This window comes from Chloroflexota bacterium, from assembly GCA_023475225.1.
In the GTDB taxonomy this organism is placed as follows: domain Bacteria; phylum Chloroflexota; class UBA6077; order FW602-bin22; family JAMCVK01; genus JAMCVK01.
Genome location: JAMCVK010000021.1, coordinates 17,711 through 41,138, shown reverse-complemented (window position 1 = coordinate 41,138; position 23,428 = coordinate 17,711). Strand labels below are relative to the sequence as shown.

The window sequence follows — 23,428 nt, the reverse complement described above, 5'->3', positions numbered from 1 at the left end:
TTCATCGATTGTCCTGTCGATCGCTGTCATCGTGACCTCACCTGGCTCATTCACAAAGACAAGCTGGAGCAATTTGCAGCGACCTATGATGACCCGAGAAAGGGCAAAAAGGAGGAAGCACGAAGTCCATCCGAGATAGCGCACATGGAGGCATCCAGTGGCAAGAAGGAGAAGTTCAAGCCTGACTAGCTACAGGGTCCAGAAGTCCAACGGGGCCAATCTCGGCTTCGAGGAGAAGCTCTGGCAGGCTGCTGACAAGCTGCGCAGCAATATGGATGCGGCGGAGTACAAGCATGTGGTCCTGGGCCTTATCTTCTTGAAATACGTTTCCGATGCTTTCCAGGAGCACTACCAGCAGCTCCGTCTGTGGACCTCCGATCCTTCGCACGGATACTACATCAAAGAGCCGCAGGCCCGATATGAACTCCTCGAGGATCGTGATGAGTACGTCGCTGCCAGTGTTTTCTGGGTGCCCCGGGAGGCCCGCTGGCGGTATCTCCAGGCCAACGCCAAACAACCAACCATCGGCAAGCTGGTGGATGATGCCCTGGTCGCCATAGAGCGGGACAATCTGTCCCTAAAAGGTGTGCTTCCCAAGGACTACGCCCGCCCGGCCCTGGACAAGCAGCGATTGGGGGAGATTATCGACCTTATCAGCTCCATCGGCCTGGGGGATGCTGAAAACCGCTCCAAGGACATTCTAGGCCGTGTCTATGAATACTTCCTCGGCCAATTCGCTAGCGCCGAAGGCAAGAAAGGGGGTCAGTTCTACACGCCTCGCTGCATCGTTCGCCTGCTGGTCGAGATGCTGGCACCTTATAGGGGCCGTGTCTTTGATCCCTGTTGCGGGTCGGGCGGCATGTTTGTCCAGAGCGAGAAATTCGTTGAGGCCCACGGCGGCCGCATCGGCGACATCTCCATCTACGGGCAGGAGTCGAACCACACCACCTGGCGACTGTGCAAGATGAACCTGGCCATCCGTGGCATAGAGGGCAATCTTGGCCCACGCAACGCAGACTCCTTCAGGAACGACCTGCACAAGGACCTGAGGGCCGATTTCATCCTCGCCAATCCGCCTTTTAATGACAACGACTGGGGTGGTGAGCAGCTCCGTGAGGACGTCCGCTGGAAATACGGCGTGCCCCCGGTAAACAACGCCAACTTCGCCTGGGTACAACACTTCATCCACCACCTCACCCCCACCGGCCTGGCGGGCTTCGTGCTGGCCAATGGCTCTATGTCCTCTAATCAATCTGGAGAGAGGGAAATCCGCAGGAACATCATTGAGGCCGACCTGGTGGACTGCATGGTAGCCCTCCCCGGCCAGCTATTCTATAACACCCAGATACCCGCTTGTCTCTGGTTCCTGGCCCGAGACAAGCGCAACCGCTGGTTTCGTGATCGCCGCCGCCAGGTCCTTTTCATTGATGCCCGCAGGATGGGGCGCATGATTGACCGGGTGCACCGGGAGCTCACCGACGAGGATATAGCCCGCATTGCTGGGACGTACCACGCCTGGCGGGGAGACGAGGGTGTGGAGTCGTACCAGGACATTCCGGGTTTCTGCAAGTCGGCCTCCACCGAGGAAATCGCCGCCCACAGCCATGTGCTCACTCCAGGCCGCTATGTGGGGGCTGAGGACATAGAGGACGAAGACGAACCCTTTGAGGAGAAGATATCACGGCTGACGGGGAAACTGGAGGAGCAGTTCGCTGAGTCAGCCAGGCTTGAGGCGGTGATTCGCCAGAACCTGAGGGGGTTGGGGCATGGCGGGTAAGTGGCCAGAACTCGAATGCAGGCTGAGAAAGGACATCGCAGCATGACGCGGGTCACCATCAGTGAGCCTGTCCTCCGCTGGGCTATGGAGCGCTCGGGCAGCCCAGGAGCCGTCGCGCGGAAGTTCCCCAAGCTGCCGGAGTGGCTCAGCGGTAAGAGCCGACCGACGCTGCGTCAGCTTGAGGAGCTCGCGAAGGCCACCTCGACCCCGCTGGGATACCTGTTCCTTTCTGAGCCGCCCCAGGAGCGATTGCCTGTTCCCCACTTCCGCACGCTGGGCGATGAGCCTCTACGCCGGTCCAGTCCTGACCTGCTTGAGACCATCCAGATGATGGAGCGCCGCCAAGCATGGATGCGGGAGTATCTGACGGAACAAGGTCACGAACCGTTGAGCTTTGTCCGCTCTGCACGGCTCACGGACATAGCGGAGGGGTTGGCTCGCGAGATGAGGCGCACATTGGGTCTCGCTCAAGGATGGACGGCCCAACAGTCCACTTGGACTGAGGCGCTGCGAGAGCTACAGAGCAGGATAGAGGAGGCCGGGATCCTTGTGGTCGTGAACAGCATCGTTGGAAACAATCCGCATCGCAAGTTGAACGTCACCGAGTTTCGTGGCTTCATCCTGGTGGATGAGTATGCACCGTTGGTCTTTGTCAACGGTGCCGACAGCAAGGCTGCGCAGATGTTCACGCTGGCACACGAGCTGGCGCATATATGGTTCGGTAGCAGTGCTGCATTTGACTTGCGGGAACTTCAACCCGCGGACGACGAGACGGAACGGGCTTGCAGCCAGGTTGCCGCTGAGTTCCTGGTCCCGAGAGATGAGCTACAAGAGATGTGGCCATTCATCAAACAAGGGCCTGACCCTTTCCAAGCCATCGCTCGCCAGTTCAAGGTCAGCGAAGTCGTCGGCGCTCGCAAGGCTCTCGATCTGGGTCTCATCACCAAACACGAGTTTCTAGACTTCTATGTTGCCTATCAGCAAGCCGAGCGCTCGGCTGCTGCACGAGGTCAAGAGGGCGGCAACTTCTACGCCACCCAGAATCTCCGCCTCGGTCGGCGCTTTGCGGAAGCAGTGATGCGCGCTGTAAGAGAGGGCAATCTTCTCTACCGAGAAGCCTACGAGCTAACAGGGCTTTACGGACAGACATTTGAGAGGTATGGGAGATTCCTCGCCTCAGGAGCGCTGGTGTGACCGCCCTTCCCGTGTATCTTCTGCCCGTGTATCTCCTGGATGCTAACGTGTTCATAGAGGCGGCACGTCGGTACTACGCTTTCGACATTGCCCCGCGCTTCTGGGAGCAATTAATTGAGCATGCGGAAAGTGGCCAGGTTCAGAGCATTGACCGCATCAAGGTGGAAATTGACCGAGGTAAGGATGACCTCAAGCAATGGGCAAATGGTAGTTTCCACCAGTGGTTTGAGTCAACGGGTCACGATGATGTTGTTCAAGCTTATCGTCAGGTCATGACTTGGGCTCAGGGTCAGAGCCAGTTTACCGACGCGGCCAAGGCTGAGTTTGCCAGCGCGGTGGATGGCTGGCTGATCGCGTATGCTAAGGCGAGGGGATGCGTCATCGTGACGCTTGAACGGTTTGATGCCAACGTGAGGCGGAGGATTCCGATTCCCAATGTCTGCCGGGCATTCAACATTCGGTACATTGATACATTTGAGATGCTTCGTGCCCTGGGAGTGAAGTTGAGCTGAAATGGTAGATGGTCGCCTTCCGTGAAAGGAGTGGGGTATGTCCGGTGAGTGGCACACCGCCTCGATTGGTGAAGTCGCAGAGAAGGTAGCGATGGGGCCTTTCGGCTCATCAATCAAGGTTGAGACATTTGTTTCCGAAGGCGTCCCAGTTATTAGTGGCCAACACCTTCATGACTCCAGACTTGACGAGACGCCCGGATTCAACTTCATCACTCCCGAGCACGCAGACCGGCTGAAGAATGCAAACGTCCAGAGGGGGGATGTGGTCTTCACCCACGCTGGTAATATCGGGCAGGTCTCGTATATTCCTTGGAACTCACGATACGAGCGCTATGTCATTTCCCAACGGCAGTTCTACATGCGCTGCAACCCTCAACACGTTATCCCCCAGTTTGTGGTGTACTACTTCAAGACAGCAGAAGGACAACACAAGCTTCTGGCCAATGCAGCCCAAGTGGGGGTTCCGTCGATCGCACAGCCGGTAACGTACCTGAAGACTATCAAGATTCCCCTTCCTCCCCTCCCAGAGCAGCGGGCCATCGCTGCCATCTTGGGGGCGCTGGATGACAAGATTGAGCTGAACCGCCGCATGAACGAGACCCTGGAGGCAATGGCCGGGGCCCTCTTCAAGAGTTGGTTTGTGGGCCTTGAGCCTTTCCGAGACCAGGGAATGCAGGATTCTCTCGTGGGGCCAATACCAAAGGGATGGCGGTGCGCTACTGTTGCCGAAGCGGTCGGTATTAACCCACCTCGCAGACTTGAGCGGGGAGCGAACGCCGTCTATGTTGATATGTCTGCTCTACCCACAGCATCAGCACGTGTGTTGGAAACGATTAGGAGGCCGTTCTCTGGTTCAGGATCACGTTTCGCCAACGGTGATGTTCTACTAGCCCGCATAACACCCTGCCTGGAAAATGGCAAGACCGCAGTAGTCGACTTTCTACAAGATGGGGAGATTGGCTGGGGCTCCACTGAATTCATTGTGCTAGGGCCAAAGCCTCCTCTGGGTATGCCTTTCAATTACTGTCTTGCCCGGCATCCTGACTTTCGGGCCCATGCTATCCAGGCAATGACCGGAACGTCTGGCCGCCAGCGTGTCGACCCTGGCTGTTTTGACCATTACTGGGTGGCAGTTCCCTTGCCCTCTATCGCCGAACGGTTCGAGCAACAGGTGAAGCCCTGGTTTCAAAAGATGAAAGCTAACGATGACGAATCCCAAGCCCTTGGTGCTATCCGAGCTAGCCTATTGCCCAAGCTCCTGTCCGGGGAGATACGGGTGAAGGATGCGGAGAAGTTCGTGGAGGCGATAGCATGACCGGCAACTCTTTCTTTGACGAGTCTCAAGAGCAGTCCCAGGTTAAGGCTGAAATAGTTGCAAAATACTTCTGGGCTTGGGCTAAGGTGATTATTCCGTCTCAAAAAGGAAGGGGGAACAAAATCGCTTACATAGACCTGTTTGCTGGGCCAGGTCGCTATAAGGACGGGACAAAGTCCACACCATTGCTTGTCCTAGAACGTGCGATTCAGGACCCAGATATGCGAGAAATGCTAGTTACCATTTTTAACGATGCGGATTCGAACAATACTCAGACGCTCTGCCAAGCTATTGATTCGATTCCAGGTATAAAAGTGCTCAGGCACAAGCCACAAGTTTACAACGCGCTAGTTGGGGAAGAAATAGTCAAGATGTTTGAACAGATGCGCCTTGTCCCCACCCTCTTTTTTGTGGACCCTTGGGGCTACAAGGGACTATCACTTCGTCTCATTAACTTGGTGCTTAAGGATTGGGGTTGTGATTGTATTGTTTTCTTTAACTATAACCGCATCAATATGGGGTTTAATAACGAATCTGTTAAAGAACACATGAACGCCCTTTTTGGCAAAGAACGCGCAGATAAGCTCCGGGAGCAACTCGAGCCTATGCGACCTCACAAGCGAGAGTTGACTATTGTTGAAGCCCTTGCCGAAGCACTTAAGGAAATGGGCGGCGAGTACGTCCTGCCATTCCGTTTCAAGAACGGCAGTGGCAACCGCACTAGTCATCATTTGGTTTTTGTTAGCAAGCATATCAAAGGCTACGAAATCATGAAGGAAATTATGGCTAAGGAAAGCTCAAGCGCACAACAAGGCGTGCCATCCTTCGAATACAACCCGGCCACGCGCAGCCAACCCTTGCTTTTTGATCTTTCACGACCACTTGATGATCTCGAAGGTATGCTGCTGAATGACTTTGCTAGCCGGAAGATGACAATGCTGGAGGTGTACAATCAGCATCATGTCGGAACGCCCTATATCAAATCCAATTATAAGGATGTTCTCGCAAGACTTGAGGCCCAAGGTAAGGTTTCAGCCGACCCTCCTGCAGATCAGCAGCGCAGGCGCAAGGGTGAATCTACATTTGCGGACACAGTAACGGTCATGTTTCCATCGAAGGGTAACATATAGCTATGGCGACGAAATCTTCCATCGAGTGGACCGATTCCACGTGGAACCCACTAACGGGCTGCACTAAGGTCAGTCCCGGATGCAAGCATTGCTACGCTGAGAGAATGGCGTTCCGGCTGCAAGCGATGGGGCAACCTAATTACTCAAATGGATTCAAACTGACGTTGCATGAGCCTGTATTAGAGGCACCGCTAAGCTGGAAGAAGCCACTGATGATTTTTGTTAATTCTATGAGCGATTTGTTCCACGAAGACGTTCCTGTGCCATTCATCTTGAAGGTTTTCGATGTCATGCGGCGCGCTTGGTGGCACCAATTTCAGATTCTTACGAAACGATCACAGCGTTTGCTCGAACTTAACTCAGCGATTCACTGGCCCGAGAATGTGTGGATGGGTGTCAGCATCGAAAATATGGATTACATCTTCCGTGCTGACCATCTGCGCCAGACCAGTGCCCGAACAAGGTTTTTGTCTCTCGAACCGTTACTAGGACCGCTGCCAGACCTGGATCTTCATGGGATCCACTGGGTGATAGTCGGCGGTGAGTCGGGGCCAGGGGCAAGGCCTGTAAGAGAGAACTGGGTAACACAAATCAGGGAACAGTGTCTGGCGGCTAGCGTGCCATTTTTCTTCAAACAGTGGGGAGGGGTGAGTAAGAAGCGTGCCGGACGCCTGCTGCAGGGTCGCACCTGGGATGACTCACCTGTGCAAGGTCAGTTGGCGTTTAGAATCCGGGACAAACACGAGAGCGAAACTGGCCTCGTAAGACGTCTCAAAGGGGGCACGGCGCCATGATCCAGCACGTCCTCACTGAGTCCGTAGTAGAAGAAGCCACCATTGACTGGCTCAAGGGTCTCGGCTATCAGCATTTGCCTGGGCCGGACATTGCCTGCGACGGCCCACATCCCGAGCGCAGAAACTACTCGGAAGTAGTGCTGGTAGAAAGGCTGCGCTCTGCCCTGGCCTCGTTGAACCCGGATATTCCTACCGAGGCTCTGGAAGACGCCTTCAGAAAGGTCACCCGCCCTGATAGCCCCAGCCTCATGGTCAACAACCGTCAGTTCCACAAGATGCTGACTGAGGGCGTGGATGTGGAGTATCGCAACGAAGAGGGGCGCATCGTGGGCGACAAGGTCTGGCTGGTGGATTTTGCCAACCCAGACCGGAACGACTGGCTGGTGGTCAATCAGTTCACCGTTATCGAAGGGCAGCATAACCGCCGCTCCGACCTGGTAGTTTTTGTCAATGGTCTCCCCCTTGCAGTGATAGAGCTGAAGAATCCGGTCGACGAGAACGCCACCATTAAGGCTGCGTTCAACCAGTTTCAGACCTACAAGACGGACATCCCGTCTCTTTTCCCCTATAACGAGTTGCTGGTCATCAGCGATGGCACCGAGGCCCGAGTGGGAACGCTGACGGCGGGCTGGGAGTGGTTCCTCCCCTGGCGCACCAGCGACGGAGCCACGGCTGCTCCGAAGGGTGTCTCAGAGCTGGAGGTGCTCCTCAACGGCATGTTCGAGAAGAGCCGCTTCCTTGACCTGGTGCGCCACTTCATTCTTTTCGAGGTAGACGGCTCCAGGATAGCCAAGAAGGTAGCAGCCTATCATCAATATCACGCCGTCAATGCAGCAGTAGCAGCCACGGTGGGGGCGACATCGCCCAAGGGGGATAAGCGAGTAGGCGTGGTATGGCATACCCAGGGTGCGGGCAAGAGCCTTACGATGGTGTTCTACGCCGGAAAGATCGTCCTTCATCCGGCTATGGAGAACCCTACCCTGGTCTTATTGACTGACAGGAATGACCTCGACCAGCAGCTCTTTGGCAACTTCGCCTTGGCCCATGATCTGCTCAGGCAGCAGCCTGTGCAAGCCGAGAGCCGAGAGCATTTGAGAGACCTCCTCAAGGTAGCCTCTGGGGGTATCGTATTCACCACTATCCAGAAGTTCCTCCCAGAGGGTGGGGGGAGGTTCCCGCTGCTGTCGGACCGCCGCAATATCGTCGTCATTGCTGATGAAGCTCATCGCAGCCAGTATGATTTCATCGATGGCTTCGCCCGCCACATGCGAGATGCCCTCCCCAATGCTTCGTTCATAGGGTTCACTGGCACCCCCATCGAAAAAGACGACAGAAGCACCCCGGCGGTATTCGGGGACTACATCAGTATCTACGACATTCAGCGAGCAGTGGAGGATGGTGCTACTGTCCGTATCTTCTATGAGGGGCGGCTGGCGAAGCTCGAACTAAAGGAGGAGGAAAGGCCACACATAGACCCTGACTTCGAGGAGGTTACTGAAGGTGAGGAGGAAACTGTCAGGGAGAGGCTTAAGACCAAGTGGGCCCGCCTTGAGTCGATGGTAGGGACCGAGAAACGGATAGGGCTTGTGGCCAAGGACATCGTGGAGCACTTCGAGCAACGCCTGGAGGCTATAGACGGCAAAGGGATGATAGTGTGCATGAGCCGGCATATCTGCGTGGACCTTTATGACGCCATCACCAAACTTCGCCCCTCTTGGCACCATCCAGACGACGATAAGGGTGTGATTAAGGTAGTCATGACCGGCTCCGCAAGCGACCCGCAGAATTTTCAGCCTCACATCCGTAACAAAGAACGCCGGGAGTTCATCAAGAAGCGGATGAAAGACCCTGCAGGCTCATTGAAACTAGTCATCGTTCGGGATATGTGGCTCACTGGCTTCGATGCGCCCTGCCTGCACACTATGTACATTGATAAGCCCATGCGTGGCCACGGCCTGATGCAGGCCATAGCCCGTGTAAATCGGGTCTTTCGTGATAAGCCCGGAGGCCTGGTGGTTGATTACCTGGGCATCGCCGACGAGCTAAAAAAGGCCCTTATGGACTACACGGAAGGCTCCCGCCGCGACACGGGAATCCCCCAGGAAGATGCGGTGGCGATAATGCTCGAAAAGTATGAGATCGTCTGTGGCATGTTTCATGGCTTTGATTATTCTAAGTTCATCACCGGTGCCCCAGCTGAGCGCCTGGCGATCATTCCTGCGGCTATGGAGCATATCTTGAGCCAGAAGGATGGAAAAGTGCGGCTACTGCAAGCCGTAACGGAGCTATCGAAGGCTTTCGCCCTCTCCGTCCCTCATGGGGAAGCGCTTAAGATCAAGGACGATGTTGACTTTTTCCAGACGGTACGAGCGGCCATAGCCAAGAACACCCAGCTACCAGGAAAAGCTGAAGAGGAGTTGGATTCGGCTGTTCGTCAAATCGTATCCAGAGCGGTATCTTCTGACGAGGTAGTCGACATATTCAGCGCTGCCAGTCTCAAGAAACCGGATATCTCAATCCTGTCTGACGAGTTCCTTACAGAGCTGCAGGGTATGCCACATCGTAATCTTGCCCTCGAGTTGCTGCAGAAGCTCCTTAATGACGAAATCAAGGCACGAGCCAGAAAGAACCTGGTCCAGTCCCGTTCGTTTGCCGAGATGCTTGAAACCACCATTCGTAGATATCAGAATCGTACCATCGAGGCTGCCCAGGTGATCCTAGAACTCATCGAACTGGCTAAGCAAATGCGCGATGCCAAAGCGCTGGGCGAAAAGCTGGGACTAAGCGAAGAAGAGGAGGCGTTCTACGACGCCCTCGAGGTGAACGATAGCGCGGTGAAGGTGTTGGGTGACGAAACGCTTAGGACGATAGCACGTGAACTCGTAGAAACGGTTCGGCGCAATGTCACTATCGACTGGACGATCAGAGAGAGCGTCCGCGCCAGGTTGCGAATAGCGGTCAAGCGACTCCTTCGCCGGTACGGCTACCCGCCAGATAAACATGAAAAAGCCACCCTGACAGTACTGGAGCAAGCTGAATTGTTATGCAAAGATTGGGCTGGCTAAGAAAGGGGTAGCTGTCCAATGGCTGCCATGCCACAGTTGCCGAAATAAAGAGCAACGTTTATACTTTATTATGGAATTTGTAACCTGCTGTGCACAGGAGGAGATATCCTAAACAAAGAACGAGATCGGGGGAGGCCAATGGAGACATTGCAAAATAGGAAGCCACGCAGGGGCACCGAATCTGAGGTGAAGGGCTTGCTCAGAAGCGCAGAGCAGCAATTCCCCGGCATCACTGACCTGCTCAAGGTCTATGGTGGCTACGAGGAGATGATCCGCGAGGTACAGCAATATGTGGAAGCGACTCGGCAAGAGCCGCTTATTACGACTTCCAACCGGTCTGACCTCCAATAGAGAAGGGCGTAGCGGATGCCAACCTGGGGGGAATTGCTAAGAAGGCTGCAGGAACTCCAAGCACAAGGACGAAGGGATGCCCTCGATGTAATACGGCGTGAGGCCCTGGCAGACCTGGCTAGTTATACAGGGCGCAATGTGGTGCTATACGCAAGCGGGCATCTCCAAAAGCCCAGGGTGCCTCCTGAACTTCTCAGTATTACCAATGAGGATATCGAAGGCTTCATGGAGGTGTTCTACGGTCTGCAAGGACGAAAATTGGACATCGTGCTGCACAGTCCTGGTGGACGCGCAGAGGCCACCGAAGCTATCGTAAAGTACTTGCGGAGCAAATTCCGGGACATCCGTGTATTTGTCCCTCATGAGGCGATGTCTGCCGCAACGATGCTTGCCTGTGCTGCCAATATAGTTGTCATGGGCCGCCAGTCTTACATGGGTCCAATCGACCCCCAATTTCAGCTTGCAACTCCTCTGGGTATTCAGTCCGTTCCTGCACAAGCGATACTGGATCAGTTCGCCCGTGCCAAGCGGGAGTGCGCAGAGGACAGGGCAAACCTAGCTGTCTGGGTGCCGAGTCTGCAGCAGTATGGTCCAGCCCTTCTGGAACAGTGCGAAAATGCCATAGCGTTGTCTCGGGAACTGGTGTCAAGCTGGCTCACCACATGGATGTTACGAAGGTCACGCAAACGGGAGGAGCGAGCAAAGCGAATCGCTTCCGCCCTCAGCGACCACGAAGAGCTTCGAACTCATGGCCGGCCGCTTGATAGGAATTATCTCAGATCATTGGGCATGAGGATAGAATTCCTCGAATCAGACCAGAACCTGCAAGACAAGGTGCTAACTGCCTATCACGCTTGCATGCATACGTTTTCGGCTACTGCCGCTACGAAGATAATAGAAAACCATCAAGGGCGGGCCTTTATAAAGCTGGCTCAACAGGTTGTTATCCAAGGTCCACCGCCAACCCAACCTGTCCCACTCCCTCAGCAGCCACCGCCGTCACCTCCGCAACCTGAAGCGCCATCGTTGCAGGGCTAAGTGTTGCGCTTGAACTCGTCTAGCAGGGTTGTAAGCTTCGCCGTCTGTTCATCAACCGGTAACTTCGGAAGAGGTCGTGGTCTACCCTCGCTGACAAGACGGCATTCCAAGGGATCACCACGCAGGATAAAAGACAGAACTTTTCACTTGGTGAGCCGAGCCGGAGTCGAACCCAAGGAGGCTGGAGAGCAGATTGTTCAGCCATACCTAGAGTCGACTTGAGATAGCACATACTGTTGCGCTAGAAGCTCTCTACTATCGCAGTCGTGTTATCCGAAGGGTGTAGGCTATGTGGTTAGACCGAAGGCCAGGCTAAAGGTTCTTAATATCGTCCCCTTGCCTCCACCATCGGAGCGTTCCGGGTTACGTTTGATCAGTTTGAGTCATCCGACTGGATAGAGGCGATAGGCTGCTACTGGCTCCTCTCTCCCCTTAACTTGAAGGCTCAGCGGCTCACAGGAATACCCTGATGGGAGGAGATGGGTCTGTCCCTCACAGGTAGAGGCCCCAGCAAGGATCTCGCCCTTCTGGGCCAGGCCCGATAGACGAGCCGCCACGTTCACCGTGTCGCCGATGGCTGTGTAGTCCGTCACCTCTCCCCCACCGACGTTGCCGACTATGGCTAGGCCACTGTTGATGCCGATCCCGATGGCAAAGGGTAGATTCAAGCCCGCCACCTCTTCCTGAAGGGCGATGGCTGCTTCAAGGGCCACCTGCCGATGCTGGGACTGAGGAATTGGAGCGTTGAAGAGGGCCATAATGGCATCGCCCAGAAATTTGTCTATCAGCGCATCTCGTTGCATCAGAAGGTCGCTGGCGGCGACGAATAAAACGTTGAGTGATTTCCGTAATTGGTCCAGAGGTGTCCGCTCAGCCAGGGAGGTGAAACCGCGGACATCGGCGAACAGGACCGTAATTTCCTGCTCCACGGCAGGAAAGCGCACCTTGCCTCACCGATTGCAGAGACTAGGATTTTTGGCGAAGGGCATTATCCCCCGCAGGCGGAAGGGGAGGGCCCGCAGACCCCGGATCGGGGTGCGACACACCTTACAATACCGCGTGTATACGATTTCAGCCCTCATGACCCTTCTCCTTTCGGTAGTTTACGATCTCTTGAAGAGCCTGGCAAGCAGACCCTTTCGAGCGCTAGGCGCACTCTCGCCATGCACCTGCTGCCGATGCTCACCATATCCCTCAGCGGTGTAAAACCTTATCCCGCAGCAGGTGTACTTTACCTGGGGCTGCTCCCCATGGACCTTTTGCCGGTGCTCGATATAGGTTGACTCGCTGGCGAAATTTATACCGCAACAGACGAACTGGGGCATCCTTCACACCTCCCCCCTTAAATATAGCACCTTGTATATGGATTGTCACCTAGACGTAGCCGTTAGAGTGACCTTGGAGCCGTTTCCAGGCTGCGCCAACGATTGTCTTCAGGTCGGCGAAGCTCGGGGTACAGAAAAAGGGCGTGAGCAAGCTAAGTGAGTGCTTCATCACACCTGGCCGTTGCCTTAGGGTTTATCACTACGGCAGGGACGTGCTTTAAGAAGCTGCTGTTTTCCACATGTTTGGCATGAAAGATTATGCCTGAGATTCGTGTATGAGGCTGCTTGGTCAATGCGTTTACCAAAGCCTGGTTTGCAGCTTCACACTCACGAGTGCCCCAGAGAAATAATGGGCTTCCAATAATAACTTCTGCCTCACCAGAAGGAAGTTGCTTACCTTTATCAACTATACGCTTAATCCACTGGCTGACGACTTGGCTCGGCTCAGGTTCCAGTCCTGATATACTTACCCGACCACCTGGTCCCCCACTACTTTCGAACCTGGCCTCAAAGGTTTCACCCGTATAAATGGCCGGCAGGGTAGCCTTTGAGAATTGCTGTTTCATTATTGTGACTGCTGACCTGGCTTGTGACACAGGGGGACTCTCGCTAGGGTAGAAATGTATCATTCCGTTGACAGGGCCCAGCGCTTTGGAGAACCAGTCATTGAGTAACTTTTCAGATTTGAACACGTCCTGGTTGAGCGCTGTCCAGATGTGAACCCCATCTATTTCAAATTCAGGTGGATTTTCAGCGCCTTCTCTACCTGTGGAAGGTATTGTAAAGGCAGCGAGCCTCTGAAGCTGACCAAGCGACGTTTATCCACCGTTCTAATCTGATTGGCCTTTATCTGAGAATCTACGGTGAGGCCCGCAACGCCTTTGGGAACGAGAACTTCGAAAGGGTACTGTTTCTTGGCAGGCTGCCCGGTAATAGGAAGGACGGTGACGATCTGGGAGAATTCATTGTTGATGTCGTTGGAAACAACTAGCGCCGGCCGATGCTTACCAGTTTCAGACCCAACAACAGGGTCAAGGTTCACCTCGTAAATATCTCCATATCGGGGGAAACCTGCCTCATGGATGGGCTTCGGCTCACGCTGGGACATAGTTACCTCCAACCCATGTCATCGTGACCATCCCTCCAGCGTAGCTCCCTCCCATTCTCTGTTAATCTCTGTATTTTCTTCTCGCCTTGCCTGATAACCCTCCATGAGAGCTTGTCTGAGCTGTTCCCGTTCAAGTTCCTGCAGCTTGTCAAGAACGGCCGCAGCGACGAAGGCGCTGCGCTTGCGTTTGCTGACACGAGCCTTCAACGCCTCAGCTACGTCTTCAGGAACTGTAAAATTGAGCTTCAAAGTTTTCATGACTAATACCCCCTTAGTGCTCCAACCTAGCAGCTTATTTCCTCATCACTTTTCTTCAGTCCTATAACCATTTGTATGACCCCTGATTATCTCTACTAATAGTAAGTATATCATCGCCAGTTACGGGTGGTCAGGAGGCTGGAGGTAGATTGACTTCTGGTATAGGTTGCCTCATAATGTTTTCAGATGACAGTTGGTGTAAAACATCTCCATTTAGGGTGTTATACAGCGAAATTACAGTCTAAGTACTAGTTAGCCGCGACACTCGCCAGCAGGCGTAGGTATGCCCTGGAGGTCAAATCCGATCCCCACAGATGAATGATCAAAGGTAAAGGAGAAGAGCATGAATCATCTACTCCAATCGGCCGCAAGTGAACAGCCAGCTGTTCAGTTGAAGCAGTTCTTTCAAAGGAAGGGCTACATACGGGTGGCAAACAAGGAACGCATCGAGGCGCTTGGCCGGAGAAAATATAAAAAGGGTTACGAAGTCCGGCTGATGTTGGCGCCGAGCGAACTTGCTCAGGTTCGCCACCTGCTTGAGCAAGTAGGGTTCAAAGCTGCCAGTCCGTATCCAAAAGGCAAGCAGATCGTTCAACCCATCTATGGTCGAGCAGCCGTGGAGTGGTTCCTGTCCGCGGAACTGGCTGTGTAATCTGTCACCTCTCCCCCGCCGACATTGCCGACTATGGCCAGGCCGCTGTTGATGCCGATGCCAATGGCGAAGGGCAGATTCAGGCTAGCTGCCTTTTGCTGGAGGGCGATGGCTGCTTCCAGGGCCACCCTCCGATGCTCAGGCTGAGGGATTGGGGCGTTGAAGAGCGCCATGATGGCATCGCTTCCTTTACAGCGTCCTGTATATGGATTGTCCCCTAGACGTAGCCGTCAGGGTGCTTCTGGAGCCATTCCCAGGCCGTGCGAATGATGGTCTTTAGATCGGCGAAGCGTGGCTGCCAGTTTAACTCGGACCTGATCCTTTCCGAGCTGGCCACCAGGATGGCTGGATCGCCCAGACGGCGCCCCTTCACGATGGTCGGTATCTCTCGCCCGGTAACCTGGCGCGCCGTCTCGATGACCTGCAACACAGAGAAGCCATCACCATTGCCCAGGTTATATACGCCGCTGCGCCCCTCGTCCAGCGCTTTCAAAGCCAGCACGTGGGCCAGGGCGAGATCAGTCACGTGAATGTAGTCTCTGATACAGGTGCCATCTACTGTATCGTAGTCTGTTCCGAACACCTCCACCCAGAGGCGTTGTCCCAGGGCCGTCTGCAAGACGACGGGGATGAGATGCGTCTCCGGGCGATGGTCTTCCCCTAGCTGCTCCGAAGCTCCCGCAGCGTTGAAGTAGCGCAGCGAGATATGGCGCAAGCCATAGGCCTGTTCATACCAGCGGAGCATCCGCTCCAGGGAGAGTTTTGATTCCCCATAGGGGTTGGTTGGCTCCAGCGGGTCATCCTCACGGATGGGGATGTTCTTGGGCTCCCCGTAGACGGCGGCTGTTGAGGAGAACACGATCCTTTTCACCCCATTGGCCCGCATGCTCTCGAGTAGATTCCAGCCATTCACGAGGTTATTATAGAAAAAGGGTGCTGGATCGACCATTGATTCGCTCACCAGGCTGCTCGCCGCCATGTGGATGACTGCCTCAATGGGGTAATGCTGAAAGATGGCCGTGAGCACTGTTCTATCAGATAGATCGGCCTGGACGAAGATGGCTCCTTCCAGGACGGCCTGGCGATGTCCGGTAGATAGGTTATCGCAGATGATCACCTCCTGGCCATCCCTCAGCAGCTCTTCCACGACGACACTACCGATATAACCAGCACCCCCCGTCACTAAGACAGCCAAGATCGAACCTCCTCCAGAAAGCCCTAGAACCCTCGTTTGGATGCCCTCATCCCCCCTTGCCCCCCTTCTCCCTCTGGGAGAAGGGGGGAGGTGGGTTTGGGAATACCCCAAACCCCAGCCGAAGGGCTTCGCCCCTCGGCACTCCCCCATTCAGTCCGGGAAGAGAGGAACCGGGGCGGAGCCCTAGAACCCTCCCAGAAGGGGGTTACCCCTTCCTAGACTACTCCTTTGGAGACAGCACCATTATAGCACAGCTCCTTTATGACATAGGTGAGGATCAGTTGCACAAACATCACTCATCCCGCCGGGATAGCAGAGCAAGGGATTCGTCGGATGGAGCCTTGGCTGCTTCCTGTACCCTTCTCCCTCGCACCAGCGAGGCGGCAATGCCTATGGCCGCAATGGCGGCCGCCGCGCTGTAGGCGAGCTGAAAGCCTCTCATAAAGGCCGTAAGCAGTAGGGCATTCCCTCCCTGTCCCGTCGCCGCCGGCAGATCATGCAGGGTGGCGTGCCCGACAATGGAGGACATGCCGCTGGCCAGGATAGTACCGCTCACGGCCACGCCGCCGACCATCCCCAGGTTGCGCATCATGGAGAGGAAGCCGGAGGCAAGACCGTAGCGCTCCCGAGGAACACTGCCCATCACGGCGCTGTTGTTGGGCGATTGGAACATACCCTGCCCCAACCCTAAGAGCGTCAGGCGGGCCAGGACATCCCCATATCCGGAGCTGATGCTCAGCTGACTCAGCGAGAAGAGGGCTAAGCAGTTAATGGCCAGCCCTAGCGATGAGAGGAGACGCGCCCCGAGTCGATCGGAGAGCCAACCGCTTAGCGGTGCCACCACGGCGATCACCAGGGATACCGGTGTCAGCAGAACGCCAGCCTGGACTGGGGTGTAGCCCAAGACCAATTGCAGGAAGAAAGGCATTAAGAACATATTGGCAGAGATGGCTAGGTAAGAGAGGCAGGCTGCCGCATTACCGGCAGCGAAGAAGCGACTGCGGAAAAGACTCAGATCAACCATAGGGTGCTGAACATGCCTCTCAATGACCAGAAAAGCCACGAGGAAGACAAAAAACATGACGAGTAAGAACGAAACAGAGGGTGATCCCCAGCCGCTGTCCTGGCTGTTGGTAAGGGCCACGAGCAAGGCCAACACAGACACAGCTACGGTCAATGCCCCTAGCAGGTCGAAGGCTAACCTTGGCCGTCCACTCAAGACTGAGATGCGCTCCTCGCTCAGCATCAGGAGAGCCATCACCGTACCGATGACCCCAACGGGCACGTTAACGTAGAAGATGGAACGCCACCCCAACCAGCCGATGAGCAGTCCACCCAGCGTCGGTCCCACCGTGGCTCCGGTGGCCACGATGGTAGCGTTGATGCCCAGGGCCTTGCCTCGTTCCCGCGAGGGGAAGACGGCTGTGGTAATGGCCATGCCGTTGGCCATAAGCATCGAGGCACCGATGGCCTGAAGCACCCGAAAGAGGATGAGCTGCCACGGACTTTGGGCTGCCCCGCAGAGGGCAGAACCGCTGGTGAAGACGATGAATCCGGCGGTGTATACCCTCTTGCGCCCCACCATGTCCGCCAGGCGCCCAAAGGGAAGAAGGAGTACACTGATGGTAAACAGGTAGGCCATCACTACCCACTCGATGGTGGGTAAATCGGTACGGAAGAAACGCATTATCGTCGGCAGACCGATATTGACGATGCTGCCATCAAGGGAAGCCATAAAGATGCCGATGGCCACTGTTCCCAGAGCCCACCATTTATGGCTTTCGCCCTCGGTCAAGCGGGACAACGAACCTCTCATCAGATTCCCCTTAGAGTGTTGAATGGCTCCCCCCAAACCCCCGCCTGCGGCGGGCAGGCCCAGAGGGGATTCAAGGTAGCCCTGCGGGCTTTTTATGTTCTGGGGCACCCTCACCCCCTTAATCCCCCTCTCCCGCTTTGCGAAAATAGGGGCGAGGGCTTTGCGAAAGTAGGGGCGAGGTGACCTCGCCCCTACTAGGGCTCCCCATTCAGGCCGGGAGGAGAGGATCTAGGGCAGAGCCCTAGATCCCCCCCAGCAGTGAGACTGCCCTCACCCCCGTCCATCTCCTGCCAAGCAGGAGATGGGAGATGATAGCCGGGGCGGATCTCTGATCCCCTGTAGGGGATTACCCCCCTTCTGAACTACCCCCTGAGAGAAGGGGGATTGAACCTGGGCTGCATCTCACTTCACTCCCTGCGGTGAGCTGCGCCCCCTTGGAACCCCCAAACGTCTCCCTGCGCTGCTGAGTATGTCACGACTCGTATGTTACCATGAACCGACCGAAACGGTAACCAGGGTTAGCCAGGCTACCTGTACTCCCCAACTCAGCCAGTTTTGTGCTAAAATAGCCCTAAATAATGAATGGTGATTGAGATGAGAAGAGCAGAGCGTAACACGCCCGGGGTGATTGACACCATCGGGTCCGGTTTTGAACGCATCAACCGCATACTTTGGGTCTTGTTGTTCTCCCTGGCCTTGGATGTCTTACTATGGCTTGGCCCACGCTTATCGGCTGCGCCTCTGGTGAACAAGGCCCTGGCCTGGTATGCAGCATCCCTACCTTTGTATTTGAAAGAGGGTCGTACGCCGGCGGCGATAGCCGAGGAGATCATTAAACAGTTCAACCAGTTGCAGCCCGCTTTGGAAGCAGCCGCAGAGAAGTTCAACCTCCTGGGACTGCTAGTGTTCAATATCGCGGCTATTCCCAGCTTTGTACCAAACATAACCATCATCACGCCGCCAACTCTGGAGATAGAGAGAACATTCATCCTCTTTATCACGGTCTTGCTTCTAAGCGCCAGTGGGCTTTTCATCAGCTGCCTCTATCTTGCGCTGATCGGGCAGCAGGTGCGTGATGGTCAGATAGACCTGACCCTGCTCTGGTCCCAAGCCTGGCGTTGCTGGATCAGCCTGGTGGGGTTGATCGGCGTCCTCTTGCTCGGAGGCATCGTGATCGGTGTGCCCTATCTCCTTTTCATCGCCCTGATCAACCTGTTTTTGCCCGTCTTAAGCGGATTGTTGCTATCGGTACCCCTGACCGTACTCGGTGTCTACCTTTTCTTTACTGTCGATGCTATCGTCATCAGTGAGGTAGGACCCCTGCGCGCCTTAGGTAATAGCATACGGGTGGTCAGCACTAATCTATGGCCTGCCCTTGTGCTCGTTGGTTTGACTGTGCTCATCACTTTGGGCATGCAGGTGGTCTGGGAAGCGATCAGCCAGCATCTGCTGGGGGCGCTCATCGCTCTGGTAGGGAGTGCCTATATCGCTGCCGGGCTGACAGCAGCCAGCATGTTCTTCTATCAGAGTCGCGCAGCGCAGGTTTAGGAATCACCAACATGCATCCCCTTAGGGTGGAGGAATTGTACCAGTGGAGCAACAAAAGCCAAATGCGGAGCAAGCGAAACTGAGTTATGGTGTAGAAAGTATTCAGGTACTGGAGGGGTTAGAGGCCGTCAGGCGACGCCCCGGCATGTATATTGGCAGCACCGATTTGAGAGGGCTGCATCACCTGGTGCAAGAGGTGGTGGATAACTCCGTTGATGAGGCCTTGGCCGGTTTTTGCGATCGCATTTACGTCACTATCCATAAGGATAACGCCGTCACAGTTATAGACGATGGACGTGGCATTCCCATCGAAATCCATCCCAAGACGGGCAAGTCTGCCCTGGAGACGGTGATGACCACACTGCACGCCGGCGGTAAGTTCGGCGGGGGCAGCTATAAAGTGGCCAGCGGACTACACGGTGTCGGCGTCTCGGCGGTGAATGCCCTCTCAGAATGGCTACGGGTGGAGGTTGCACGCGACGGACAGCTTCACCGTCAGGAGTACAGGAGGGGGACACCAACCGGGCTGGTCGCCCTGGTGGGCAAGGCGGATCGTACTGGCACGACGACGACCTTCCTGGCCGACAGGAAGATCTTTGGAACTATAGACTACAACTTCGATGCGTTGGCGCAACGTTTCAGGGAGATCGCTTACTTAACCAAGGGATTACAATTGACCTTCCGTGATGAGCGCAGCGATCGGGAGATGTCGTTCTATTTCGAAGGTGGCATCCTTTCCTTTGTGCGTCACCTGAATAAGCACCGCAACACCCTCCATGCGAAGCCCATCTACATCGAACGGCAGGTAGGCGAGACTAATGTCGAGGTAGCCATTCAATATAACGATGGCTACAATGAGCTGCTCTTTAGCTTCGCCAATAATGTCAATACCAGTGATGGTGGCACCCACGTCACCGGCTTCCGTAGTGCGTTGACGCGCACGATTAACGATTATGCGCGCAAAAATAACCTCCTCAAGGAGGATGAGGCTAATCTCAGTGGCGATGATGTCCGCGAGGGGCTGACGGCCATCGTCAGCGTCAAGCTCACTGACCCCCAGTTCGAGAGTCAAACTAAGGCCAAGTTGGGCAATGCTGAGGTGCGCAATCAGGTAGAAAGCGTGGTGAGTGAGGGACTGCGCACCTTTTTTGAGGAGAACCCCAGCGAAGCGCGGAAGATCATCGAGAAGTGTGTGACCTCGGCGCGGGCCCGTAAGGCCGCCCAGATGGCCCGGGAAACGGTGATCCGCAAGAGCGCCCTCGAGGGGATGACCCTGCCGGGCAAACTGGCCGATTGTTCTGAACGTGACCCGGCCAAATGCGAACTCTATCTGGTTGAGGGTGATTCGGCGGGGGGCTCGGCCAAACAAGGGCGTGATCGCCGCTTTCAGGCCATCTTGCCCCTGCGGGGCAAGATCCTCAATGTGGAAAAGGCCCGTGAGGACAAGATGCTCGGCCACGAGGAGATTCGGGCCATCATCACCGCTGTCGGGGCGGGGGTGGGAGGACGCTTTAACCTGGATAAGCTACGCTACCATCGCATCATCATTATGACTGATGCTGATGTTGATGGATCACATATCCGCACTCTGTTATTGACCTTCTTCTTCCGTCATATGGAGCCCCTGATCAGTGGTGGTCATCTTTATATAGCCCAACCCCCACTCTATCGCCTTCAGGTGGGGAAGGAGCACTATTGGGTCTACTCGGATAAGGAAAAAGAAGAGCTTATCTCCAGACTGGATGGGAAGAACATCCTTGTGCAACGCTATAAGGGCTTGGGCGAGATGAACCCGGAACAGCTCTGGGAGACAACGATGGATCCGAGCAGGCGGACCATCCTCCAGGTGCATATTGAGGATGCCATGCAGGCCGACGAGATCTTTGAGATGTTGATGGGCGAAAGCGTCCCTCCTCGCCGGCGGTTCATCCAGACCCACGCCAAAAATGTCCGCAACCTTGATATCTAAGTGGTGTTATTTATAAGTGTAGTGCTTGATCCGCCGGAGGCGGACTCGCCCGAGAGGTCAGGAGATGAAAATAGCTTTGGACGTGATGGGCGGTGATTACGCCCCGGCGGAGATCGTCAAAGGGGCTATGGAGGCCGTCAAGGAATATGGGATAGAATCCATCCTGGTTGGGCAGCAGGAGGCTGTTCGTCCTCACCTCGTCGCCATGGAAGGAATCTCCCTCGTCCATGCCCCAGAGGTGGTGAGGATGGATGAGCCTGCGGCCATCGCCGTACGTCACAAAAGAGATTCCTCCCTGGCCGTTGGACTCCAGCTGGTAAAGGAAGGGGAAGCAGCCGCCTTCGTCTCGGCCGGCAACACTGGGGCAGTGATGGCCACAGCCCTCTTCATCTTGGGAAGGATCCCAAGCATCGAACGACCGGCCCTGAGCACAATCTATCCCACGATTAAGGATAGGTGTCTGCTCATTGATATCGGGGCAAATGTTGACTGTAAACCAACCCATCTGGTTCAATTTGCCCTGATGGGGAGCATCTACACCGAAAGGATTTTCGGTGTGTCCAACCCTCGCGTTGCTCTACTGAGCAACGGGGAGGAAGAAGGCAAAGGCGATCAGCTGGTGCGCGAAACCCACCGGATGCTCAAGGGTAGCGACCCCCATTTTATCGGCAATGTTGAGGGACAACACATCCCCTTAGGCATGGCCGATGTAGTGGTGAGTGATGGCTTCACTGGCAATATCGTGCTCAAGCTCAGCGAAGGTTTGGCTGAAGTGTTGTTCGACCTCATCCGAGAGGAGCTCTCTAAGAGTATCATCTCCCGGTTGGCCGCTCTCATTCTGCTGCCCGCCTTCAAGAGACTGAAGCAACGCCTGGACTATGCTGAATACGGCGGGGCACCGCTACTCGGTGTGAATGGGACAGTGATCATCGCCCACGGCCGCAGCCGGGCCAAGGCCATTAAGAATGCCCTTCGCCTGGCCAGGCAGACAGCAGAGCAGAATATCATAGAGGCGATCGCCAGGGGAGCGAGACAAAGCAGTCCGATTACTGGGTAAAAGGAGAATTTGATGGCCGTGGCCGGTGCCTTATTGGAAGTGGAAACCAGACGGAGGGAACAGATACAACCGATGCGTCCCTATCATCGAGTCGTCGTCACTGGTTTGGGGGCGATAACCCCGTTGGGGCTCAACGTGGAAGAGTACTGGTACGGCTTGAGGCGTGGCATCTCCGGCGTTGGCCTGGTGACACATTTCGATGCCTCAGCCTACCCGACACACATCGCCGCCGAAGTGAAGGACTTTGATCCCCAGCGCTGGCTGGAACCCAGGGAAGCCAGAAGAATGTCGCGCTTCATTCATTTCGCTGTGGCTGCTACGCAAATGGCCCTCGAGAGCGGGCACTTCGAGATCAACGCGTCCAATGCTCCTGACGTAGGGGTAGTGATCGGCACGGGCATTGGCAGTCTCAACACCATGGAGCAGGAGTACCGCGTGCTGCTCGAACGAGGTGGCATGCGGATAAATCCCTTCTTCCTACCGATGATGCTTGCCAATATGGGGGCTGGCCAGATCAGTCGTATCTTCGGAGCCAAGGGCTATAACTCCACAGTCGTGACCGCCTGTGCCAGCAGTGCCCAAGCCATCGGTGATGCCGTCGAAGCCATCCGACGTGGAGCGGCCGAGGTGGTGATCGCTGGGGGCAGCGAGGCCTCGCTCTGCGAACTTGGTTTCGCCAGCTTCTGTGTCATCCGCGCCTTGAGCACACGCAATGATGAACCGACCAAGGCCAGCCGACCGTTCGACCTGCACCGCGATGGCTTTGTCCCGGCCGAGGGGGCAGGCGTCCTCTTATTAGAGCGTCTGGAACACGCCCTGGAGCGGAGAGCCCCCATCCTGGCTGAGATCGTCGGCTATGCCAGTTCGTTGGATGCCTATCACGTGGTGGCCCCAGAGCCAGAGGGGCAGGGAGCAGTGCAGGTGATGCAACGCGCTCTGGCTGATGCTCGCCTGGAACCAACCGATGTTGACTATATCAATGCCCATGGCACCTCCACTCAACTTAACGACGCCGCAGAGACGCTGGCCATCAAGAAGGTCTTTGGCGAGTATGCCTACCGTCTGCCCATCAGCTCCACCAAATCGATGATCGGACATACCATAGGGGCCGCCGGCGCTCTGGAAGCCATCGCCTGTATCCTGACGATTCGTGATGGATTTATCCATCCCACCATCAATTACGAAACCCTGGATGAGAAATGCGATCTCGATTATGTACCCAACGTGGGACGGCCAGCCGAGGTGAAGGTGGCGCTGTCTAACTCCTTCGCCTTTGGTGGCCATAACGCCTGCCTGATCTTTCGCCGCTACGAGGGATAGCCTG

22 protein-coding genes are annotated in these 23,428 nt (G+C 55.5%); 14 read left to right on the top strand and 8 right to left on the bottom strand.

Annotated elements, in window-relative coordinates; translation table 11 throughout:
- Nucleotides 1-157 precede the first annotated feature (157 nt).
- The 9 genes from M1136_04360 to M1136_04320 all read left to right on the top strand — a co-directional run bounded on the left by M1136_04360 (nt 158) and on the right by M1136_04320 (nt 11,176).
- Nucleotides 158-1,777, top strand: a complete 1,620-nt coding sequence (locus tag M1136_04360; GenBank protein ID MCL5074873.1) for a type I restriction-modification system subunit M — start codon at nt 158-160, stop codon at nt 1,775-1,777.
- Between the two features lie 42 nt (nt 1,778-1,819).
- Complete coding sequence (locus M1136_04355) at nt 1,820-2,971, top strand: ImmA/IrrE family metallo-endopeptidase (GenBank protein MCL5074872.1); 1,152 nt, start codon at nt 1,820-1,822, stop codon at nt 2,969-2,971.
- Nucleotides 2,968-3,483: a DUF4411 family protein gene (locus M1136_04350; GenBank protein MCL5074871.1), complete on the top strand. Its 516-nt coding sequence runs from the start codon at nt 2,968-2,970 to the stop codon at nt 3,481-3,483. The genes M1136_04355 and M1136_04350 overlap by 4 nt, the downstream gene beginning before the upstream one ends.
- A 37-nt stretch (nt 3,484-3,520) precedes the next feature.
- The gene (locus M1136_04345; protein ID MCL5074870.1) at nt 3,521-4,798 is read left to right on the top strand and encodes a restriction endonuclease subunit S; all 1,278 of its coding nucleotides are present in this window, start codon (nt 3,521-3,523) and stop codon (nt 4,796-4,798) included.
- Nucleotides 4,795-5,928 carry a three-Cys-motif partner protein TcmP gene (locus M1136_04340; GenBank protein MCL5074869.1) on the top strand — a complete coding sequence of 378 codons (1,134 nt, stop codon included), beginning with the start codon at nt 4,795-4,797 and terminating at the stop codon, nt 5,926-5,928. Before M1136_04345 ends, M1136_04340 begins: the two co-directional genes overlap by 4 nt.
- Nucleotides 5,929-5,930: 2 nt before the next feature.
- On the top strand, nt 5,931-6,722 hold the full coding sequence (locus M1136_04335; protein ID MCL5074868.1) for a phage Gp37/Gp68 family protein: 792 nt from the start codon (nt 5,931-5,933) through the stop codon (nt 6,720-6,722).
- Entirely contained in the window at nt 6,719-9,787 is a 3,069-nt protein-coding gene (locus M1136_04330; protein ID MCL5074867.1) for a type I restriction endonuclease subunit R, read from the top strand. Before M1136_04335 ends, M1136_04330 begins: the two co-directional genes overlap by 4 nt.
- A gap of 138 nt (nt 9,788-9,925) precedes the next feature.
- Nucleotides 9,926-10,138 (top strand): hypothetical protein, encoded by a 213-nt coding sequence (locus M1136_04325; protein MCL5074866.1) that lies wholly within the window; start codon nt 9,926-9,928, stop codon nt 10,136-10,138.
- 15 nt (nt 10,139-10,153) lie between these two features.
- Entirely contained in the window at nt 10,154-11,176 is a 1,023-nt protein-coding gene (locus M1136_04320; GenBank protein ID MCL5074865.1) for a serine protease, read from the top strand.
- Between the two features lie 383 nt (nt 11,177-11,559).
- Here M1136_04320 and M1136_04315 read toward each other — a convergent pair whose 3' ends face one another.
- From M1136_04315 to M1136_04295, 5 genes are all read right to left on the bottom strand, one after another.
- The gene (locus M1136_04315; GenBank protein ID MCL5074864.1) at nt 11,560-12,120 is read right to left on the bottom strand and encodes an adenylate/guanylate cyclase domain-containing protein; all 561 of its coding nucleotides are present in this window, start codon (nt 12,118-12,120) and stop codon (nt 11,560-11,562) included.
- Between the two features lie 159 nt (nt 12,121-12,279).
- Nucleotides 12,280-12,501: a hypothetical protein gene (locus tag M1136_04310; protein MCL5074863.1), complete on the bottom strand. Its 222-nt coding sequence runs from the start codon at nt 12,499-12,501 to the stop codon at nt 12,280-12,282.
- A 152-nt stretch (nt 12,502-12,653) separates the two neighbouring features.
- Nucleotides 12,654-13,067 (bottom strand): hypothetical protein, encoded by a 414-nt coding sequence (locus M1136_04305; GenBank protein MCL5074862.1) that lies wholly within the window; start codon nt 13,065-13,067, stop codon nt 12,654-12,656.
- Nucleotides 13,068-13,228: 161 nt separating this feature from the next.
- Nucleotides 13,229-13,609 carry a type II toxin-antitoxin system PemK/MazF family toxin gene (locus M1136_04300; protein MCL5074861.1) on the bottom strand — a complete coding sequence of 127 codons (381 nt, stop codon included), beginning with the start codon at nt 13,607-13,609 and terminating at the stop codon, nt 13,229-13,231.
- 18 nt (nt 13,610-13,627) lie between these two features.
- A complete protein-coding gene (locus M1136_04295) occupies nt 13,628-13,867 on the bottom strand; it encodes a hypothetical protein (GenBank protein MCL5074860.1) in 240 nt (79 codons plus the stop codon).
- Between the two features lie 343 nt (nt 13,868-14,210).
- On the opposite strand from M1136_04295, the gene M1136_04290 reads away from it, so the two are divergent.
- Nucleotides 14,211-14,519, top strand: coding sequence for a hypothetical protein (locus tag M1136_04290; GenBank protein MCL5074859.1), 309 nt, complete (start codon nt 14,211-14,213; stop codon nt 14,517-14,519).
- On the opposite strand, the gene M1136_04285 is transcribed toward M1136_04290, so the two are convergent.
- From M1136_04285 to M1136_04275, 3 genes are all read right to left on the bottom strand, one after another.
- Nucleotides 14,468-14,692 carry a hypothetical protein gene (locus M1136_04285; protein MCL5074858.1) on the bottom strand — a complete coding sequence of 75 codons (225 nt, stop codon included), beginning with the start codon at nt 14,690-14,692 and terminating at the stop codon, nt 14,468-14,470. The two genes, M1136_04290 and M1136_04285, sit on opposite strands and share 52 nt — an antisense overlap.
- A 44-nt stretch (nt 14,693-14,736) precedes the next feature.
- On the bottom strand, nt 14,737-15,714 hold the full coding sequence (gene galE, locus M1136_04280; protein MCL5074857.1) for a UDP-glucose 4-epimerase GalE: 978 nt from the start codon (nt 15,712-15,714) through the stop codon (nt 14,737-14,739).
- 292 nt (nt 15,715-16,006) lie between these two features.
- Nucleotides 16,007-17,530, bottom strand: a complete 1,524-nt coding sequence (locus M1136_04275) for an MFS transporter (GenBank protein MCL5074856.1) — start codon at nt 17,528-17,530, stop codon at nt 16,007-16,009.
- A 594-nt stretch (nt 17,531-18,124) separates the two neighbouring features.
- Between M1136_04275 and M1136_04270 the strand changes: the two genes are divergently transcribed.
- From M1136_04270 to fabF, 4 genes are all read left to right on the top strand, one after another.
- On the top strand, nt 18,125-19,078 hold the full coding sequence (locus tag M1136_04270) for a hypothetical protein (protein ID MCL5074855.1): 954 nt from the start codon (nt 18,125-18,127) through the stop codon (nt 19,076-19,078).
- 79 nt (nt 19,079-19,157) lie between these two features.
- The gene (gene gyrB, locus M1136_04265; GenBank protein MCL5074854.1) at nt 19,158-21,047 is read left to right on the top strand and encodes a DNA topoisomerase (ATP-hydrolyzing) subunit B; all 1,890 of its coding nucleotides are present in this window, start codon (nt 19,158-19,160) and stop codon (nt 21,045-21,047) included.
- Nucleotides 21,048-21,111: 64 nt separating this feature from the next.
- Nucleotides 21,112-22,104, top strand: a complete 993-nt coding sequence (gene plsX, locus M1136_04260) for a phosphate acyltransferase PlsX (GenBank protein MCL5074853.1) — start codon at nt 21,112-21,114, stop codon at nt 22,102-22,104.
- Nucleotides 22,105-22,176: 72 nt separating this feature from the next.
- The gene (gene fabF / locus M1136_04255) at nt 22,177-23,424 is read left to right on the top strand and encodes a beta-ketoacyl-ACP synthase II (protein ID MCL5074852.1); all 1,248 of its coding nucleotides are present in this window, start codon (nt 22,177-22,179) and stop codon (nt 23,422-23,424) included.
- Nucleotides 23,425-23,428 lie beyond the last annotated feature (4 nt).

What these genes read in the sequence shown, in the direction of transcription:
- M1136_04355 (MCL5074872.1), top strand. Translation starts at nt 1,820, where the DNA reads ATGACGCGGGTCACCATCAGTGAGCCTGTCCTCCGCTGGGCTATGGAG.
- M1136_04345 (MCL5074870.1), top strand. Translation starts at nt 3,521, where the DNA reads ATGTCCGGTGAGTGGCACACCGCCTCGATTGGTGAAGTCGCAGAGAAG.
- M1136_04340 (MCL5074869.1), top strand. Translation starts at nt 4,795, where the DNA reads ATGACCGGCAACTCTTTCTTTGACGAGTCTCAAGAGCAGTCCCAGGTT.
- M1136_04335 (MCL5074868.1), top strand. Translation starts at nt 5,931, where the DNA reads ATGGCGACGAAATCTTCCATCGAGTGGACCGATTCCACGTGGAACCCA.
- M1136_04330 (MCL5074867.1), top strand. Translation starts at nt 6,719, where the DNA reads ATGATCCAGCACGTCCTCACTGAGTCCGTAGTAGAAGAAGCCACCATT.
- M1136_04325 (MCL5074866.1), top strand. Translation starts at nt 9,926, where the DNA reads ATGGAGACATTGCAAAATAGGAAGCCACGCAGGGGCACCGAATCTGAG.
- M1136_04320 (MCL5074865.1), top strand. Translation starts at nt 10,154, where the DNA reads ATGCCAACCTGGGGGGAATTGCTAAGAAGGCTGCAGGAACTCCAAGCA.
- M1136_04310 (MCL5074863.1), bottom strand. Translation starts at nt 12,501, where the DNA reads ATGCCCCAGTTCGTCTGTTGCGGTATAAATTTCGCCAGCGAGTCAACC.
- M1136_04305 (MCL5074862.1), bottom strand. Translation starts at nt 13,067, where the DNA reads ATGAAACAGCAATTCTCAAAGGCTACCCTGCCGGCCATTTATACGGGT.
- M1136_04300 (MCL5074861.1), bottom strand. Translation starts at nt 13,609, where the DNA reads ATGTCCCAGCGTGAGCCGAAGCCCATCCATGAGGCAGGTTTCCCCCGA.
- M1136_04295 (MCL5074860.1), bottom strand. Translation starts at nt 13,867, where the DNA reads ATGAAAACTTTGAAGCTCAATTTTACAGTTCCTGAAGACGTAGCTGAG.
- M1136_04290 (MCL5074859.1), top strand. Translation starts at nt 14,211, where the DNA reads ATGAATCATCTACTCCAATCGGCCGCAAGTGAACAGCCAGCTGTTCAG.
- M1136_04285 (MCL5074858.1), bottom strand. Translation starts at nt 14,692, where the DNA reads ATGGCGCTCTTCAACGCCCCAATCCCTCAGCCTGAGCATCGGAGGGTG.
- M1136_04275 (MCL5074856.1), bottom strand. Translation starts at nt 17,530, where the DNA reads ATGAGAGGTTCGTTGTCCCGCTTGACCGAGGGCGAAAGCCATAAATGG.
- M1136_04270 (MCL5074855.1), top strand. Translation starts at nt 18,125, where the DNA reads ATGAGAAGAGCAGAGCGTAACACGCCCGGGGTGATTGACACCATCGGG.
- plsX (MCL5074853.1), top strand. Translation starts at nt 21,112, where the DNA reads ATGAAAATAGCTTTGGACGTGATGGGCGGTGATTACGCCCCGGCGGAG.
- fabF (MCL5074852.1), top strand. Translation starts at nt 22,177, where the DNA reads ATGCGTCCCTATCATCGAGTCGTCGTCACTGGTTTGGGGGCGATAACC.